Source organism: Microbacterium longlingense (assembly GCF_058349825.2).
Map to the genome: position 1 here is coordinate 68577 of NZ_JBYRJA020000010.1, position 17732 is coordinate 86308.

Genomic DNA, 17732 nt, shown 5'->3' on the forward strand with positions numbered 1-17732 from the left:
CGGGGCACGGCGCGGTCGCGCCGGAGGTCAGGGGAAGAGCACGGGAAGCACGAGAGTGATCCCGAGGCCGATCATGACCACGGCGATCACCGCATCGAGGATGCGCCACGCCCGCGGAGTGCGCAGCCAGCGCCCGAGGAAGCGCGCGCCGAACCCGAGCCCGGTGAACCACACGATGCTGCCCAGCATCGCCCCTGCGGCGAACACCCACCGGGCAGCCCCGTGGGTGGCGGCGACCGAGCCGAGCAGCAGCACCGTGTCGAGGTAGACGTGGGGGTTCAGCCAGGTGAGGGCGAGGGTGGTGAGCACGACCGGAGCCAGCCGCGTCGTCGTCGTGCCTCCGCCGCGCGCGCCGCTGCGTGCCGGGCCAGGGTCGGCCGTCGGGTCGAGGGTCTCCCCGCCCCGGCTCGCGCGTCGTGCGGCGAGGACGCCGTAGGTCACGAGGAAGATCGCGCCGAGCCAGCGCATCGCGGTCACGATCCACGGCGCGGCCTGCACCAGCGCGCCGAGTCCGGCGACGCCGGCCGCGATGAGCGCGGCATCGGACAGGGCGCAGATCGCCACCACCGCGGCGATGTGCTCGCGCCGGATCCCCTGGCGCAGCACGAACATGTTCTGTGCGCCGATCGCGATGATCAGCGACAGGCCGAGACCGAGGCCGGAGAGGAAGACGAGCACGCTCTGAGATTAGGGCGCACCGATCATCAGTACCAGCGAATTTCTCTTCATCAGCATTAGCGTGGCTTCATGAAGATCGATCCGGAACTCGCGGCGACGGTTGCCGCCGTGGTGGACGACGGCAGCCTGGAGGCCGCTGCCCGCCGGCTGCACATCACGCCGTCGGCGGTGAGCCAGCGGGTGAAGGCGCTCGAGGTGCAGCTCGGTCGAGTGCTGCTGGTGCGCTCGCGACCCGTGCAGGCCACCGAGGCCGGTGCGGCGGTGGTGCGGCTCGCGCGACAGATCGCGCTTCTCGAGCACGACACCCTCGCCGCGTTCGGCCTCCCGGGTGCCGCCGTCACCCCCGACGCCGCTGACCGCGTGCGCGTCCCTCTCGCGGTGAACGCCGACTCGATGGCGACGTGGTTCCTTCCGCCGCTCGCCCGCCTGGCCGATGAGCACGGCATCGACGTCGACCTGCACCGCGACGACCAGAACTTCACCGCCCGACTGCTGGAGACCGGTACCGTGATGGCCGCGGTCACGTCCCAGCAGACCGCGGTGGGCGGGTGCGCCGTCCGCCCGCTCGGCGCGATCGTGTACGAGGCGATGGCGACACCGGCGTACCGGGCGCGGTGGTTCCCGCACGGTGTGACGGTCGACGCCCTGGCGCACGCTCCCTTCGTCGACTTCGACGACAAGGATGTTCTCCAGCAGGACTGGCTGCGCGCCCGCGGCGTGGAACCGTGGTCGGTGCCGCGGCATCGCGTGCCCGCATCGCACGACTTCGCCGTCGCCGTCGCACTGGGACTGGGCTGGGGGCTCGTGCCGCGCCTCCAGGCGCCGACGGACGGCAGCCTCGTCGCGCTCGGCGGGCCGGCCACGCGGGTGGAGCTGTTCTGGCAGCAATGGAGTCTGCGCTCTGCGCTGCTCGACGCGATCGCCGCGGAGATCGCGGCAGAGGCATCGCGGGTGCTCGCCTGACCCGTCCTGCGCGGTGCCAGCCCGGGCAGCGCGCCGTTCCGCGAGGAGAGGCGGCGGGGTAGCGTCAGGGCATGGCAACCGAGCGCATCTCCCTCACGGTCCCCGGGACGGACGGCCCGCAGACCATCGGCCTGTCCAGCCCGAATCGCGAGGTGTGGCCCGGGATCACCAAGGCGGAGCTCGCAGAGTACGTGCAGCTCGTTTCCGGTCCGTTCCTCGCCGCGAACGGGTTCCGGCCGGTGTCGCTGGAGAGATTCCGCGACGGTATCGGGGGCGAGGGCTTCTTCTCGAAGAATCCGCCGAAGGGCACGCCGGACTTCGTCGACGAGGTCATGGTGACCTACAACAGCGGGCGGCGCCACCCGCAGATCGTGCTCGGCTCGCCGGCCGCGATCGTCTGGGCGGTGCAGATGAACACGGTCGTCTTCCACCCGTGGGCGTCGCTGGCCGTCGACACCGACCATCCGGTCGAGCTGCGCATCGATCTTGATCCGCAGCCCGGCACCGACCTCGCAGACGCCGTTCCGGTCGCCCTGGTGCTGCGTGACGTCCTCGCAGAGGCCGGCCTCACGGCGTTCGTGAAGACCAGCGGCAACCGCGGCCTGCATGTGTTCTGCCCGATCGAGCCCACCCACGGATTCCTCGACGTGCGCCACGCCGTGATCGCCGCCGGACGAGAGCTGGAACGGCGGATGCCGGAGCTGGTCACGGTGAACTGGTGGAAGGAGGAGCGCGGCGAACGCATCTTCCTCGACTACAACCAGGCCAACCGCGACCGCACCATGGCGGGGGCGTACAGCCCGCGTGCCCTGCCCGGGGTGCCCGTGTCGACGCCGGTGCACTGGGACGAGCTGGAGGGGCTGGACCCGGCGGTGTTCACCGTGCGCACGATTCCGCAGCGGCTTGCCGACCTCGGTGATCCGTGGGCCGATATGCCGGCCGCTTCCGGGCGTATCGACACCCTCCTGACGTGGTGGGAGCGGGATGTCGCCGCCGGACTCGGCGAGCTGGTCTTTCCGCCCGACTTCCCCAAGATGCCCGGCGAACCGCCCCGGGTGCAGCCCAGCAGGAGGGCCGCGGCGCCCGGCGCGTGAGGGCCGCGCGCGAAAACAGGCAGACGGCACCAGAACAGGCAGGTGCTGCGGCTTCCAGCCTGTTCTGGTGCCGTCTGCCTGTTCTCGCGCGGGCTCAGAACAGGTCGGAGAGGGCGTGGGGGAGGCCGGCGTCGCGCAGCGCCGCACGCGCGGCGAGCCAGCCGGGCATTCCGGTGACACCGGGGCCCGGCGGAGTGGCAGCAGAGGCCAGATAGACCCCCGGCATCGGCGTGCGCCAGGGCGATGCCGACACGGTGGGACGACGGACGGCCTGTGCGATGGTGAAGGCGCCCCCGAAGATGTCCCCGCCGATCTCCGCCGGGTTCAGCCGCGCGCGCTCGGATGCCGGCACCGCGTGAGACGCCAGAATGCGGTTTCGGAAGCCCGGCGCGAAGCGCTCGACCTGCCGGGTGACGAGCTCTGTCGGGTCGAGGGGGGAACCCGCGGGAACGTGGATGTAGGACCACAGCACGTGTGCACCGGCGGGAGCCCTGGTGTCGTCGAGCACCGAGGGCTGCACCGCGAGCACATAGGGGCGATCGGCCACCCGCCCGCGAGACACCGCGGTCTCCGATGCCCAGATCTCGGCGCGGGTGCCGCCCAGATGCACGGTCGGGGACCGGGTGACCAGCGGATTGCTCCACGGGATCGGGCCGTCCAGCGCGAAGTCGACCTTCGCTGCGGCGGCGCCGTAGCGGTAACGGTGCAGCGCGCGAGCATAGCGCGGCGGGATGCCGGGGTGGGTCAGGGCGAGCCGCGGCGCGGTGTTGAGGACGAGCAGGTCGCCGCGGCGCGGGTCGCCCCACTCGAAATCCCCCAGGTCGCGCACGTGCTCGCCGGTGCGCACGACCCCGCCGTTGGCCTCCAGATCGGCGCGCAGGGCATCGGCGATGCGCTGCGCGCCCCCGCGGGGGTACGCCCACCCGCCGGCGTGGCCGTGAGCAGCCAGCAGCAGGCCGGCTGCCGCAGCGCTCGGCGCGGGCAACGCGGTGTTGGCGTGCGCCACGACACCGGCGAGGAGAGCGGCAGCATCCGCCGAGCGGAAGGTCGCGCGCGCCAGCGCGGTGCCCTGTTCCAGCATGCGGATGCCGAAGCGCGCGGCGGCGATCGGATCGGAGGGCAGCCGCAGGAGCGCATGCCCTGTGGCGTCTGTGACGCCGTCGATGCGGCGCACCAAGGGCCGGAGCAGCGCGCGCCAGGCTCGTGCGTCCGCGCCGAGCGCGTCGGCGGTGCGCTCGATGTCACGCCACGCGATCGCGGCCCGACCGCCGTCGAGCGGATGGGCGTAGGAGATCTCCGGGGTGATCCAGGGCACGCGGCCGGCGAGGCCGAAGGCGCGGAAGAACGGCGAGGCGAGGGCGGCCGGGTGCACGGCGGAGCACACGTCGGAGACGAAGCCGTCGGCCGGGCCGGAGAGGGTGCGCACCCCGCCGCCGACGGTGTCGGCAGCCTCCACAACGGTGACGGCGTATCCGGCCCGCGCGAGGGTCACCGCAGCGGCCAGGCCGTTGGGTCCGCTGCCGATCACCGTCGCCCGCGCCATGCGTCCAGTCTCGCACCGCGAATGCGGCGCATCCGCTCCCGCGCCGAGAGGCGCAGCGCGGGACGCCGCGATCTGCGATCCTGGAAGGGAAATGAGCGAAGTACAGGGGCCGACCCCCGCAGGAACATCCCGACCGTACCGAAACCTGACCGAGGCGCTGCGCGCCCACCGGATCCCTCCCGAGAACCACGCGTTCATCGCCGCGCTCGCCGACGCCGTCGGGATCACGAGCTTCATCGACCGCGGTCGCTACATCGAGGCGATCCGTCGCGGTGCAGGGGCGAGCCTGCACATCGGCAAGACCTATACCAACGGCTTCACCGAGGACGAGCAGGTCGTCGTGAACGGGGTCACGCTGGTGATGCGACCGAGCGAGGGCCGCCCGCCGTATCTCTATATCTCGCATCCGACGACCGCCCCCGCACCCGCCCCTGCGAAGACGAAGCGCGCCGCCGGCACCCGCGCCCCCGCGGCACCGCGGGCCGAGCGCGTGACCGCGCCGAAGCCGGTCGAGCGCGACTACGGCGTCTGCGACGTGTGCTTCATGGTGCGCAGCCCCTCTGGCACCTGCGGCTGCTGACGCGCCGCATCGTCGGCCGGGCGCCGTCAGCGGCGCCCGTCCGACGATGCCGGACTCAGGCAGAATCAGCGCAACGGGCGCTGGTTGCCGGCAAACGCGCTGAGCGCGACGACTATGCCTGAGTTGCGGTCGGCGCCGATCCGGCGTCCGCTGTCCGTGTCAGCCGAGCTCGGACTGCACCCGGCGGGTGATCTCCGCGATCGGCATCGACCGCGGGAAGACCGCGACGACCACGTCGTCGGAGCGGGGCGCCTCCGCGCCTCCGGGGTGCACGCCGAAGCGCAGCAGAGTCCGGTCCAGCGCCTGGCGCAGAACGGAGATCGGCACCCGGGCGCCGCGCAGCAGACGGCGCAGCACGTGGTTGTGCACCGCGGCGATGGCCGCGGCGAAGCTGACGGCGTCGACCGGGTCCAGGCCCAGAAGCGACTGGCGCAGGTACTCGTCGAACAGCCGCTCGTACTGGAAAACGGTCACGATCTCCCGATCGCGCAGTGACGGCACCTGGCGCACCACGCGGTAGCGGCGGCGGGCCATCTCCGGGTCGGCGGAGAAGTGGCGGAACACCATCAGGGCAGCATCGGTGGTGGCGACCCACGGGTTCGGGTGCGGCTTGGCCAGGAACGCCCGCAGCTCGGCGAGCATCTCCTCGTGGTCGGCGAAGACGACGTCGTCCTTGCCGCCGAACTGCCGGAAGAACGTCGAACGTGAGATGCCTGCGGCCCGTGCGATGCTCTCCACCGAGGTCGCGTCGTACCCCTGTGTGTCGAAGAGCTCCAGCGCGGCGGCGACGACTCGCGTGCGGGCGGGGAGGGCATCGACCTTCTCAGACATGCGTCGAGCCTACTGGCCTCCACCCCGCGTGGGACGGAACGTGGCGGCGCGCGGGACCCGGTCTCCGCGCTGATCCGGCCGCAGCGGAAGCGAGCGCGATCATCGGCCCCCACCCCCGCAATCCGGCGGTGATCGGCGTGGTAAGGCGGGTAGTAGGCTGGTTTCTCGGGTCGAACGATCTTCGACATCCCCGGCATTTCTTGTCGTGAAATCCAGCCGCATCAGCGAAGGACTGCACTGTGGATCTCTATGAGTACCAGGCACGAGACCTTTTCGAGTCGTACGGAGTGCCGGTTCTTGCCGGCATCGTCGCCGACACCCCCGAGGAGGTGAAGGCAGCGGCCGAGAAGCTCGGCGGTGTCGTGGTCGTCAAGGCCCAGGTCAAGACCGGCGGCCGTGGCAAGGCCGGCGGCGTCAAGGTCGCCAAGAACCCCGACGAGGCGTACGAGGCGGCCAAGGCCATCCTCGGGCTCGACATCAAGGGCCACGTCGTCAAGCGTGTGATGGTCGCCGCGGGCGCCCGCATCGCCGAGGAGTTCTACTTCTCCGTGCTGCTGGACCGCGCCAACCGCTCCTACCTCTCGCTGTGCTCTGTCGAGGGCGGCATGGAGATCGAGCAGCTCGCCGTCGAGAAGCCCGAGGCGCTCGCGCGCATCGAGGTCGACCCCATCCAGGGCATCGACAAGGAGAAGGCGCTCGAGATCGCTCGCGCGGCACGCTTCCCCGAGGAGCTCGTCGAGAAGGTCTCCGACGTCTTCGTCAAGCTCTACGAGGTCTACACCGGCGAGGACGCGACGCTCGTCGAGGTCAACCCGCTGGTGCGCACCGAGGAGGGTGACATCATCGCCCTCGACGGCAAGGTGTCGCTCGACGACAACGCCAGCGAGATCCGTCACCCCGAGCACGAGAAGCTCGAGGACAAGGGCGCCGCTGACCCGCTCGAGGCCAAGGCGAAGGAGTCCGGCCTGAACTACGTCAAGCTCGACGGCGAGGTCGGCGTGATCGGAAACGGCGCCGGCCTGGTGATGTCGACCCTCGACGTCGTCGCATACGCCGGTGAGAACCACGGCGGCGTGAAGCCGGCCAACTTCCTCGACATCGGCGGCGGCGCCTCGGCCGATGTCATGGCCGCCGGTCTGGACGTCATCCTCGGCGACCCGCAGGTCAAGAGCGTGTTCGTGAACGTCTTCGGCGGCATCACCGCGTGCGACCAGGTCGCCAACGGCATCAAGGGCGCCCTGGAGACCCTCGGCGACACCGCATCCAAGCCGCTGGTCGTGCGCCTGGACGGCAACAACGTCGACGAGGGTCGCGCGATCCTCGCCGAGTACGCCCACCCGCTCGTGACCCTCGCCGCCACCATGGACGAGGGCGCCGACAAGGCCGCCGAGCTGGCGAACGCCTGAGCCGCGCAGAGAGACAGAAGGACAAGGAAATGTCGATCTTCCTCAACAAGGACTCCAAGGTCATCGTCCAGGGCATCACTGGCGGCGAGGGCTCCAAGCACACCGCGCGGATGCTGAAGGCCGGCACCCAGGTGGTCGGCGGCGTGAACGCGCGCAAGGCCGGCACCACCGTCACCCATGAGGCGCAGGACGGCAGCTCGGTCGAGCTTCCGGTCTTCGGCTCTGTCGCCGAGGCGATGAAGGAGACCGGCGCAGACGTGTCGATCGCCTTCGTGCCTGGTGCCTTCACGAAGGACGCGATGATCGAGGCCATCGACGCCGAGATCCCGCTCCTGGTGGTCATCACCGAGGGCGTCCCGGTGCTCGACTCCGCGGAGGCCTGGGCCTACGCCAAGAGCAAGGGCAACAAGACCCGCATCATCGGGCCGAACTGCCCCGGCATCATCACCCCGGAGGAGGCGCTGGTGGGCATCACCCCGGCGACCATCACCGGCAAGGGGCCGATCGGGCTCGTCTCGAAGTCGGGCACCCTGACCTACCAGATGATGTTCGAGCTGCGTGACCTGGGCTTCTCGACCGCCATCGGCATCGGCGGCGACCCGATCATCGGCACCACCCACATCGACGCCCTCGAGGCTTTCGAGGCGGACCCCGAGACGAAGGCGATCGTGATGATCGGCGAGATCGGCGGCGACGCCGAGGAGCGCGCGGCCGAGTTCATCAAGGCCAACGTCACCAAGCCGGTCGTCGGCTACGTCGCGGGCTTCACCGCGCCGGAGGGTAAGACGATGGGCCACGCCGGCGCCATCGTCTCCGGCTCTGCCGGCACCGCCCAGGCCAAGAAGGAGGCCCTGGAGGCCGCTGGCGTGCGCGTGGGCAAGACGCCCTCGGAGACCGCTGCCCTCATGCGCGAGGTCATCGAGAGCCTCTGACGAGGCGCTCCCGGGTAACCGGACATGCCGCAGGCCCCGGATGCTGAGCATCCGGGGCCTGCGGCATGTCCGGTTACCCGTTGTGCACGGGGCGCGGTCGATCAGATCGGCAGAGCCAGGTCGTCGAGGTCGGTCATCGGGTCGCCGGCGTTGAGCATGGCCTGCACGGCGTTGAGGCGCGCGCGGTCGATCTCGGTGTTGCTCGTGCCGCGCTTCCAGTAGCCGAACACCGACACGTCGTCCTTGCCCAGGCCCAGGCCGCCGCGGAAGTGCGAGCGAACCGCCCGCATCTCGTCGCGTTCCCCTGCGCCCCACACCACGACCTCCGTGCCGGGGGCGTACGCGGCGAACTGGGCAGCGAAACCGGTGCCAGGCTCGATGCGCTCGAGCGTGAACCCCGGCACCGTCGGCAGCTCGGCGAAGGCGACCTCGTCCGCGGTCGCGATCCACCCCCGGCCACGCAGGTCGTCCGGAGCCTGCTCGAGCAGTGCATAGACGGCGGGGATCGCGGTGGCGTCGGCGAAGAGGGCCAGTTCGCGGCCGTGCGCCGCGGGGAAGGCGAAGTGCGGCCGCGGACCGATCAGCGGAATCACGTCGCCGATCTGCAGGTCATCGACCAGGCGCATCATCGGGCTCGTCTCGCCGTGGCGCACCACGTCGACCTCCACCGTGCCGGCGGCGAGGTCGCAGGAGCGCACGGTGTACACCCGGGAGACCTCCGTGTCCGGCGCGGGGACGTGCAGGCGGATCGCCACGTTGGGCTGCGCCCACGCCGGGTCTTCGGCCAGGCCGGGAATCGCGACGACCACGCGCACCAGCGCGGGCGACACTTCGATGATCTCGCGCACCTCGCCGGGCACGCGGTGCATTCCGGCGTCGTGATCGGCCGAGCGGATGACGGGGTGCTCGTGCAGGGGGGTCTGTTCGGTCATGGGGTCTCCTCGGTCAGGGGTCGGGCTGGGGAAGCAGGGGTGCCGCGCAGGTCGCGCGGGACGATGAGCGGACGGCCGTTCTCGGGATCGCGCAGCACGAGGGCGTCGAGATCGAAAACGGTGCGCAGGATGTCGGGGGTGAAGACGACCTCCGGGTCGCCCTGCGCGACGATCGCGCCGTCGCGCATCGCGACGATATGCGAGGCATAGCGTGCGGCGAGGTTGAGGTCGTGCAGCACGGCGACCAGCGTGCGGCCGGAGGCATGCAGCCGAGAGCACAGATCGAGCACGTCGATCTGGTGCGCGATGTCGAGATAGGTGGTCGGCTCGTCGAGCAGCAGCACCGGAGTCTGCTGGGCGAGGGTCATGGCGATCCACACCCGCTGACGCTGACCACCGGAGAGCTCCTCGACCAGCCGGTCGGCATGGTCGCGCATCCCGACCTCGCGCAGCGCCTCGTCGACCACCCGCTCGTCATCGGGAGCCCACTGGCGCAGCAGGCTCTGGTGCGGGTTGCGGCCGCGCGCCACGAGGTCGGCGACGGTGATCGCGCCGGGGGCGAGCGGCGACTGCGGCAGCAGCGCGATGCGCCGGGCGATCTGCTTGGCGCGCATCGTGGCGAGGTCGACCCCGTCGATGCTCACCGCCCCCGCGCGCGGGGTCAGCATGCGGCCCAGCGCGCGCAGCAGGGTGGACTTGCCGCAGCCGTTCGGGCCGACGATCACGGTGAAGCCGCCGGGCGGGATCGACAGCGACAGGCCGTCGACGATCGTGCGAGAGGCGTAGCTCAGACGCAGGTCGCGGGCTTCGAGGGCGGTGGGTTCCATCGTTCTCCAGATCGGATGAGGCAGGGCAGGCGCCGGTCAGATGCGTCGGGCGAGCAGCCACAGCAGGTACACGCCGCCGAGCAGGCTCGTGACGAGCCCGACGGGGGTGCGCAGGCCGACATCGAGGTTCTCCGCGAGCAGGTCGGCCAGCAGCAGGAGCAGGCCGCCGAGCAGCGCGGAGCACCCGAGCTGCACACCGGTGGCGGGGGAGAGGCGGCGGGCGATCTGCGGTGCGGCGAAGGCCACGAACGCGATCGGTCCCGCCGCGGCGACGGCGATCGCCGCGGCGATGACCGCGAGGATCATCGCGAGGAACCGGGTGCGCTCTGCCGCGACGCCGATGGCCTGTGCGGCGTCGTCGCCCATCTCCAGTGCCGACACGTTGCGCACGGTGAGCATCAGCAGCGGTACCAGCACCGCGAGCACGATCACGAGCGTCAGCACGTGCGGCCACCCGCGGCCGGTGAGTGACCCCGCGGACCACACCTGCGCCATCTGGGCGTCGGAGAAGTCGGCGCGCACGATCAGGAGCGAGGTGAGCGCGCTCACCCCCGCCCCGACGCCGATGCCGACCAGCACGAGGCGGATGCCGCCGCTGACGCCGTCGCGACGGGCGAGGAGATACACCACGGCTGCGGTGATCAAGCCACCCGCGACCGCGGCGATCGCGGTCTCCCACACCCCGCCGCCGAACAGCAGGATCTGGGCGACGGCGCCGGTCGCGGCGCCCGAGGTGAACCCGATGATATCGGGGGAGCCGAGCGGATTGCGGGAGAGCGACTGGAACACCGCGCCGCTCATGCCCAGAGCAGCACCGACCAGCAGTGCGGTGATCGCCCGCGGCAGCCGGCGTCCCCACACCGAGCGGATGGTCGACGCGGACGCCTCGCCGGTGATGGTCGCGACGAGGTCGGCCGGGGTGAGCATGATCGTGCCGACGCACAGCGCGGTGAGCACGGCCAGCAGCGCCACGACGAGCAGCACCGCCGCGGTGCGCGCCGAGCGGCGATGCGCCCGGAACGACCAGCCGCCCACCCGGATCGTGCGATACCCGGGAAGCAATGGTCCGACCGGGGCGCTCACAGCGACGCCACCCGTCGGGAGCGCACGAGTGCGATGAACAGCGGGCTGCCCAGGAGCGCGGCGGCGATGCCGCTCTGCAGGTCGGCGGGGGCGACCAGCGCGCGGCCGATCGCATCGGCGGTGACGAGCAGCCCCGCACCGACGACGATCGAGCACGGCAGCAGCCAGCGGTGGGAGTTGCCGGTGACCTGCCGCACGATGTGCGCGGCGGCGAGCCCGATGAAGCCGATGGGACCGGCGGCGGCTGTCGCGCCGCCGGCGAGCAGCACCACGGCCAGCGCCGTGGCGACCCGCACCGCGCCCACCCTGGTGCCGAGCGAACGGGCCGCCTCGTCGCCGAGCGCGATCACATCCAGGGACGGACCGAGCAGGAGAGCCAGGAGCAGCCCGGCGAGGATGAAGGGAAGGGTGGCGAGGATGATGTCGAAGCCGCGACCCTGCAGCGATCCGACCGACCAGTAGCGGAAGTACAGGAACACCGTCTCATGGCTGATGAGCAGCATCTGGGTGACCGCGCCGATCGCGATGGCCACGGCGGTTCCCGCCAGGGCGATCCGCACCGGGGTCGCCGCGCTGCGATGCGCTGACCCCAGGGCGTACACCAGGATCGCCGTCAACGCGGCGCCGACGAACGCGAACCAGATGTAGCCGTGCACCGAGGTCACCCCGAACGCGGCGATGGCGATGACGACCAGCAGCGATGCACCGGCGTTGACGCCGAGGATGCCGGGGTCGGCGAGCGGGTTGCGCGTCAGCGACTGCATGAGCGCGCCGGCGACTCCGAGCGCTGCGCCCACGAGGATGCCGAGAATGATGCGCGGCAGGCGGGACGTCACGATCACCAGGTGGTCGTTCTGGGTCGGGTCGTAGGCGACGAGGGCTTCGACGACGGTCGCCGGGGCGACCGGATGGGAGCCGAGGCCGAGACCGAGGATGGCCGCCGCGATCGTCACCGCGATCGAGCCGACCATGAGGAGCAGGGCGCGACGCCCGAGAGCGGGGCGCGCCGTGGCGGCGGAGCCCCGCTCTGCGAGCGTCGCAGCGGAGTGCGTCATCCGGAGAAGGCGTCCGCGATCAGCTGGGCGGTGTTCTTCGCGCTGTAGTAGTCGAGGCGGAACGACTCGCTGCCCATCGAGTACACCCGCTTCGCGGCGACGGCCGGAAGGTTGGCCACGAGGGGGTCGGCGGTGAAGGCGGCCACCGGGTCGCCGCCGCCCATCGCCACGAGGAACATCGTCTGGGTGGCGTCGAAGGCGCCGGCGAGGTTCTCGGCGCTGATGACGTCCACGCCGTTGGCGCCGGCCTGATCGGCGCGGAACTCCGCGGCCGCCGGCTCATAGGTGAACCCGAGCGCGGTGAGCAGCTGGGCCTGCGGGCTGGATTCCCCGAACGCCCACAGGCCGTCGGCGCCCATGTAGACGCCGGCGGTCACGGGCTGCTCAGGGAGGGCGATGCCGGCGGCGAGCTCGGCGACCGACGCGTCGAACTCGGCGAGGGTCGCCGCGGCCTCCTTCTCGAGGCCGGTGATCTCACCGAGCTCGGTGGTGAGCTCCTGCCAGGTGATCGTGCCGTAGTCGATGAGCACGGTCGGGGCGATCTCGCTCAGCTGCTCATAGGCGTCGAGGGTGGAGTCTCCGCCGTTGGCGGAGCCGATGATGAGGTCCGGCTCGAAGAGGTCGACCGCGTCCAGATCGAGCTGCAGGTCGGTGTAGAGCACCTCGACACCGGCGGCGTCCGCTGCGGACGCCCACTGCGTGAAGAAGCCCTTGTCGTCGGTGAGGGGGGTCACCGGGGCCGCCCCGGTGGCAGCGAGCGGCGCGCCGATCGCGAGGAGGCTGCCGGTGATCGACGGCGACGTGGAGACGATGCGGAGCGGCTCTGCGGTGATCTCGGTCTCACCGGCAGCGTGCTCGACCGTGCGGGGCCAGGTGCTGTCGCTGGCGGACGCGGTGTCGGCCGGCTCGGCCGGCTCGGCGGGATCGGCCGCGCCGGAGCAGCCGGCGAGGGCGAGAACGGACAGGGTCGCCGCGGTGGCAGCGGCGAGCAGACGTGAGCGCATGTGATTCCTCTGGTGAGAGCGGGCGCGAAGCGGCGTCGGCCGTCGGGCGACGGCCGCCGGGAACACGCGTAGTATCTGAAGTTAGCCAAGCCTTACCTGAAAGTGTTACCCGAGAGCGTCAACGTGTTACCACTTCCCGCGCCGCATCCGTCATCTCCTCCGCTCTGCGACGGCCATCTCACCGGACCCGTGCTCTACTGGGCGGTGCGCGGTGAGATCCGCATCCTCATCGACGGCCGTCCGCATCGCGTCGCGGCGGGAAGCGCCCTCTGGGTGCCCGGCGGTCGGCGGGTAGGAATCGGAATGGGCGGCACTGATGTGGTCCTGCCCGTGCCCGGTCTCGCCGTGGGGGAGCACACCGAGCCCGTGCTGGTCGCGGTGCCGCCGTCCTGGCGTCCCTGGCTCCTGCACGCGTTCGGCGAGGCGCTGGGTTACCTCGACACGGGTCTGCAGGGCGATGCCCTGCAGCAGCTGCTCGATGCCGCCGCCGCTGATCCTGCCGGTCTCCCCTCCGCGCCCCTGCCGGTGTCGGAGGATCTGCGGGCGCTCGCCGCGGCGATCATCGCGTCCCCGGCGGTGCCGGTGTCGGAGCTCGCACGGCGACGTCTGGCGGGGTGGAGCCCGCGCACCCTGCAGCGCCGCTTCGTGGCAGAGACCGGCGTCGCCCCGGAGGAGTGGGCGCGCCGGCGGCGTATCGCCGCCGCATCCGCGTTGCTGGCAGCGGGGCGCGACATCGAGTCGGTGGCGCACGCGGTCGGCTTCGCGACGGTCAGCGGGTTCTCCCGCCTGTTCCGGCAGCTCACCGGCATGTCGCCCGGCCGCTGGCGTGACCGGGCAGCGGATGCCCCGGTCGCCGTGCGTCCTGCCGACGCCCCCGGGGTCGACGAACTCCCCGCCCAGCGCACGTGGTCACGGGCGAACGGATCACACGTGGCGGTCTGGGTGCTGCGCGGCCGCGCGGAGCTCACGACCGGGACGCGCGAGATCGTGGTGCCCACCGGTGGCGCCGTCGTGCTCCCGGCCGGCGTGCCCAACGGCATCCGGATGTCGGCGGGTTCGCTCATGCTGCCGGTGGGCTTCCGCTCTGGGCGCGAGCGCGGGATCGGCGGACCGCTCGTGCCGGCCGCGATATCGGCGGCGGACGAGGACGACCTCATTCAGGCGATGGTCGCCGCCTACACCGACATCCGCCCCGCCGGCCTGGCGCCGTTCGCCGGTTTCGACGCGGTGCACGACCGCTCGGTCCGCGCGGAGCCGACGGCGGAGGATGCGGCGGTCTCCGCGCTCGCGAGCGGCCTGGCGACAGGTGCGGTCGCCGAGCCGACGCTCGCCGCGTGCGCGCGGTGGCTCGGCGTGACCGAGCGGGAACTGAGCCGCATCGTCAATGATCGCGCCGGGATGACGTTCGCCCAGTGGGGCCGGATGCTGCGCGCATCCCGGGCCCGTGCTCAGCTGCACGGCGGCGAACCGGCCTCCGTGGTCTCGCGGCGGCTCGGCTATGCGCACCTGCCGGCGTTCTCGCGTGCCTTCCGCGAGGTGCACGGCCGCAGCCCCCAGGGGATCGCGGTGCCGGCCGGACGCGTGGGCGAGGGCGGGCGCTGGCGCCGAGAGATGGCCGATCGCATTCATCAGGCGGCGGCGGACGCCGACCGCCGCGCGAGCTGACGACCTTCGGCCGCCCGGGCTCGGGCCCGAGTTCGGGGTGCCCGATCTGCGGACGATGCCCCGATCTGCACACGGGTTCGGCGGATTCGCCCGCAGATCGGGGCGACGTGTGCAGATCGGGGCAGCCGGTGCCGGTCAGGCGAACAGGGACTCGATGGGGCCGCGCGCGAAGAAGATCAGGAAGCCGGCGCCGACGACCCACAGCAGCGGGCTGATCGTCCGGATGCGGCCGGAGAAGGCGTGGATCAGCACCCAGCTGACGAAGCCCGCACCGATGCCGTTGGCGATCGAGTACGTCATGGGCATGACGGACACCGTGAGGAACACCGGCAGCAGCACCCGGAAGTCGGCGAAGTCGATGTGGCGGATCTGCGCCATCATCATGGCGCCGACGATGATGAGGGCGGCTGCGGCGATCTCGGTCGGCACGATCGAGGTGAGGGGTGTCAGGAACATCGCCGCGAGGAACACGACGCCGGTGACCACATTCGCGAGACCCGTTCTGGCGCCCTCGCCGATGCCGGCGCCGGACTCGATGAACACCGTCGCAGAAGACGACGAGGTCGCGCCACCGGCGATCGCGCCGACGCCCTCGACCACGAGCGCAGACTTGATGCGCGGGAAGTCGCCCTTCTCGTCGGCGAGACCGGCCTCCTTGGCCAGGCCCGTCATGGTTCCCATGGCGTCGAAGAAGTTCGTGAACAGCAGGGTGAAGACGATCATCACCAGGGCGACGGCACCGATCCGGCCGATGTCGAACGCGAAGTCGACCTGCCCGATCAGGCTGAGGTCGGGGACGCTGACCGGCGAGCCTTCCAGGGCGGGAACCGTGAGCCCCCAGCCGCCCGGGTTGACCACGTTTCCGTCCGCGTCGAAGGTGCGCGGTCCGACGTGCCAGATCGCCTCGACGATGACCGCGAGCACGGTTCCGGTGATGAGGCCGATCAGCATGCCGCCCTTGACCCGCAGGGCGACCAGGATGCCGGTGATGATCAGCGTCGCGACGAAGAGGAGGCTCGGGATGGTGGCGACGGAGCCGTCGACGCCCAGGCCCACCGGCGGGGACGATGCACCGGTGGCGGTGACGAACCCGGAGTTGACGAAGCCGATGAACGCGATGAACAGGCCGATGCCGACCGTGATCGCGATCTTCAGCTGGAAGGGCACCGCGTCGAAGATCATCTTGCGCAGGCCGGTGGCGGCCAGCAGCACGATCAGGAGGCCGTTGATGATGACCAGGGCCATCGCCTCCGGCCAGGTGACGTGACCGATGACGCTGAACGCGATGAAGGCGTTGATGCCCAGGCCTGCCGCGAAGCCGAACGGCAGGCGGGTGATGATGCCGAACAGGATGGTCATGACGCCGGCGGTGAGTGCGGTCGCCGCCCCCACCGCGTAGAAGTCGAGCGCATTCCCGGCGATGTCTTCCTTGCCCGACAGGATGATGGGGTTGAGGATGACGATGTAGGCCATCGTGACGAACGTCACCAGGCCTCCGCGCACCTCGGCGCCCACGGTCGAGCCGCGTCGGGAGATCTCGAAGAAGCGGTCGAGCGCGTTCTTCGGTTCTGCGGTGGATGCGGGCGGCGCGTCGGCGCGGGTATCAGTCATGGGGGACCTCCGAACAGGAGGGTACCGTGCGGCGGATGTCCGGCGTGCGTCGAGACGCTCGGCCTGCCGAATCACCAGTGTTTTCGGGTTGGCGGCCCCGGCCACCAACCCGAAAACACTGGTGATTCGGCAGGCACGCGGAGCGTCCGGGCGTTCTCATCGCAGTCCGTCGTAGTCTCGACAGGTCATGCACCGCCTCCTCGTCGCCCTGCTCGCCGCCGTCGACGCGGCCGTCGCCGCGGCCGCCGGTCTCGCGGCGCTTCTCGCACCCCTCACGCTGCTGTGGGCGATCGCCCTGGGCGGTGGCGCCGACTGGACGGCGCTGTGGCCGGCGTCCGTGACCATCTGGCAGCTCGGGCACGCCGTTCCCGTCGCCGTGGCGATCCCGGACACCGCTACGGCGGCCCTGGGCATCCCCCCAGAAGCCGCGGTGTTCGCCGTGTCGCTGGCGCCGCTGGCCTTCCTCGTGTTCACGGTGGCCTTCGCCGCGCGCTCCGGGCGCCGCGCCGCGCAGGCCGGGTCGTGGCTCATCGGCGTGCTCGCCGGGACAGCCGTCTTCGCGTTGATCGCGGCGGGAGCCGCGCTGACCGGACAGCTCGCGGTCGCGGACACCGAACTCTGGCAGGGTGTGCTGTTCCCCGCGAGCGCCTACCTCATCGGGGCGCTCTGCGGTGCCGTGACGTACGCGTGGAGCGAGGGAGACGGCGGCGTCGTCGATCGCCTCCGCGACCTCTGCGACGGCTGGGGCGAATGGGGGCTCGTTCCCGAGCAGGCCGTGCGCACCGCGGCCGCGGCGCTCGTGACCGTGACGGCCGCGTCCGGCGTCCTCGTCGTGATCGCCGTGCTCACGCGCGGCAGTGAGGTGATCGCGCTGTTCGAGGCGCTGCGGGCCGATGGCCTGGGGGTCGTCACGATCGGGCTCGCGCAGCTGGCCTATCTGCCGACGCTTCTGGTGTGGGCTCTGTCGTGGCTGGCCGGACCCGGATTCTCGCTCGGCGTGGGAACCGCGGTGTCCCCGGGGGGGACCCAGCTGGGCGTGCTGCCCGGCATCCCCATGCTCGGTCTGGTTCCGGAGGCGTCGTCGGTCTGGCTGCTGCTCGTCGCGCTCGTGCCGGTGGGCGCCGGCGCCTTCGCGGGGTGGATCGCCCGCTCCCGGCTGGTCTCCCTCGAGGGCGATCCGGGAATCTGGCCGCGGCTGACGATGGCGGTCGGCGCGGCGGTTCTCGCGGGTGGGGGTGCCGCGCTCGCCGCGGCCCTCGGGTCCGGCTCGATCGGGCCGGGGCGTCTCGCCGACGTGGGTCCCGACCCCGGGCCGCTCGCGCTCGCGATCGGGGTGGAGGTGCTGGTCGGTGCCCTGGCGCTGCTCGCGATGCCCCTCCATCGCGAGCAGCGGATGCCGTCGATCGACGACGCGGTGCGCTGAGGAGGGGCGGCTTCGCCACCCCTCCTGCCGAGTCACCAGGATTTTCGGGTGCGCGCACCCGAAAATCCTGGTGACTCGGCAGGCCGCGCGGCGGCTGCTCCCTCG

Annotated in this window: 16 protein-coding genes; 7 read left to right on the plus strand and 9 right to left on the minus strand. The window is 71.5% G+C overall.

What is annotated here, in order from left to right; translation table 11 throughout:
• Window positions 1-27: 27 nt before the first annotated feature.
• Complete coding sequence (locus AC3RXY_RS13785) at window positions 28-678, minus strand: LysE/ArgO family amino acid transporter (protein WP_491511492.1); 651 nt, start codon at window positions 676-678, stop codon at window positions 28-30.
• A gap of 69 nt (window positions 679-747) precedes the next feature.
• Between AC3RXY_RS13785 and AC3RXY_RS13790 the strand changes: the two genes are divergently transcribed.
• On the plus strand, window positions 748-1641 hold the full coding sequence (locus tag AC3RXY_RS13790) for a LysR family transcriptional regulator ArgP (RefSeq protein WP_491511493.1): 894 nt from the start codon (window positions 748-750) through the stop codon (window positions 1639-1641).
• Window positions 1642-1712: 71 nt separating this feature from the next.
• The gene (locus AC3RXY_RS13795; RefSeq protein ID WP_491511494.1) at window positions 1713-2735 is read left to right on the plus strand and encodes a DNA polymerase domain-containing protein; all 1023 of its coding nucleotides are present in this window, start codon (window positions 1713-1715) and stop codon (window positions 2733-2735) included.
• A gap of 94 nt (window positions 2736-2829) precedes the next feature.
• Here the strand turns inward: AC3RXY_RS13795 and AC3RXY_RS13800 are convergent, their stop codons facing one another.
• Window positions 2830-4278 (minus strand): phytoene desaturase family protein, encoded by a 1449-nt coding sequence (locus AC3RXY_RS13800; RefSeq protein ID WP_491511495.1) that lies wholly within the window; start codon window positions 4276-4278, stop codon window positions 2830-2832.
• Window positions 4279-4369: 91 nt separating this feature from the next.
• Here AC3RXY_RS13800 and AC3RXY_RS13805 point away from each other — a divergent pair, with 91 nt between their 5' ends.
• Complete coding sequence (locus AC3RXY_RS13805; protein WP_491511496.1) at window positions 4370-4858, plus strand: hypothetical protein; 489 nt, start codon at window positions 4370-4372, stop codon at window positions 4856-4858.
• 159 nt (window positions 4859-5017) lie between these two features.
• Here AC3RXY_RS13805 and AC3RXY_RS13810 read toward each other — a convergent pair whose 3' ends face one another.
• The gene (locus tag AC3RXY_RS13810; RefSeq protein ID WP_491511497.1) at window positions 5018-5689 is read right to left on the minus strand and encodes a TetR/AcrR family transcriptional regulator; all 672 of its coding nucleotides are present in this window, start codon (window positions 5687-5689) and stop codon (window positions 5018-5020) included.
• 239 nt (window positions 5690-5928) lie between these two features.
• On the opposite strand from AC3RXY_RS13810, the gene sucC reads away from it, so the two are divergent.
• Window positions 5929-7095 (plus strand): ADP-forming succinate--CoA ligase subunit beta, encoded by a 1167-nt coding sequence (gene sucC / locus AC3RXY_RS13815; RefSeq protein ID WP_491511498.1) that lies wholly within the window; start codon window positions 5929-5931, stop codon window positions 7093-7095.
• Between the two features lie 29 nt (window positions 7096-7124).
• A complete protein-coding gene (gene sucD / locus AC3RXY_RS13820) occupies window positions 7125-8027 on the plus strand; it encodes a succinate--CoA ligase subunit alpha (protein WP_491511499.1) in 903 nt (300 codons plus the stop codon).
• Between the two features lie 101 nt (window positions 8028-8128).
• Here sucD and AC3RXY_RS13825 read toward each other — a convergent pair whose 3' ends face one another.
• Genes AC3RXY_RS13825 through fepB form a run of 5 tightly spaced genes read right to left on the minus strand, consistent with a single transcriptional unit; the run spans window position 8129 to window position 12928 of the window.
• Window positions 8129-8959: a siderophore-interacting protein gene (locus tag AC3RXY_RS13825; protein ID WP_491511500.1), complete on the minus strand. Its 831-nt coding sequence runs from the start codon at window positions 8957-8959 to the stop codon at window positions 8129-8131.
• Window positions 8956-9786 carry an ABC transporter ATP-binding protein gene (locus AC3RXY_RS13830; protein ID WP_491511501.1) on the minus strand — a complete coding sequence of 277 codons (831 nt, stop codon included), beginning with the start codon at window positions 9784-9786 and terminating at the stop codon, window positions 8956-8958. Before AC3RXY_RS13830 ends, AC3RXY_RS13825 begins: the two co-directional genes overlap by 4 nt.
• Window positions 9787-9822: 36 nt before the next feature.
• Window positions 9823-10869 (minus strand): FecCD family ABC transporter permease, encoded by a 1047-nt coding sequence (locus tag AC3RXY_RS13835; RefSeq protein ID WP_491511502.1) that lies wholly within the window; start codon window positions 10867-10869, stop codon window positions 9823-9825.
• A complete protein-coding gene (locus AC3RXY_RS13840) occupies window positions 10866-11924 on the minus strand; it encodes a FecCD family ABC transporter permease (RefSeq protein ID WP_491511503.1) in 1059 nt (352 codons plus the stop codon). The genes AC3RXY_RS13835 and AC3RXY_RS13840 overlap by 4 nt, the downstream gene beginning before the upstream one ends.
• Window positions 11921-12928: a Fe2+-enterobactin ABC transporter substrate-binding protein gene (gene fepB / locus AC3RXY_RS13845; RefSeq protein WP_491511504.1), complete on the minus strand. Its 1008-nt coding sequence runs from the start codon at window positions 12926-12928 to the stop codon at window positions 11921-11923. The genes AC3RXY_RS13840 and fepB overlap by 4 nt, the downstream gene beginning before the upstream one ends.
• 303 nt (window positions 12929-13231) lie before the next feature.
• Here fepB and AC3RXY_RS13850 point away from each other — a divergent pair, with 303 nt between their 5' ends.
• The gene (locus tag AC3RXY_RS13850) at window positions 13232-14593 is read left to right on the plus strand and encodes a helix-turn-helix domain-containing protein (protein WP_498224784.1); all 1362 of its coding nucleotides are present in this window, start codon (window positions 13232-13234) and stop codon (window positions 14591-14593) included.
• A gap of 135 nt (window positions 14594-14728) precedes the next feature.
• On the opposite strand, the gene AC3RXY_RS13855 is transcribed toward AC3RXY_RS13850, so the two are convergent.
• A complete protein-coding gene (locus tag AC3RXY_RS13855) occupies window positions 14729-16204 on the minus strand; it encodes an NCS2 family permease (protein ID WP_491511506.1) in 1476 nt (491 codons plus the stop codon).
• Between the two features lie 187 nt (window positions 16205-16391).
• On the opposite strand from AC3RXY_RS13855, the gene AC3RXY_RS13860 reads away from it, so the two are divergent.
• Window positions 16392-17627 (plus strand): cell division protein PerM, encoded by a 1236-nt coding sequence (locus tag AC3RXY_RS13860; RefSeq protein ID WP_491511507.1) that lies wholly within the window; start codon window positions 16392-16394, stop codon window positions 17625-17627.
• Window positions 17628-17732 lie beyond the last annotated feature (105 nt).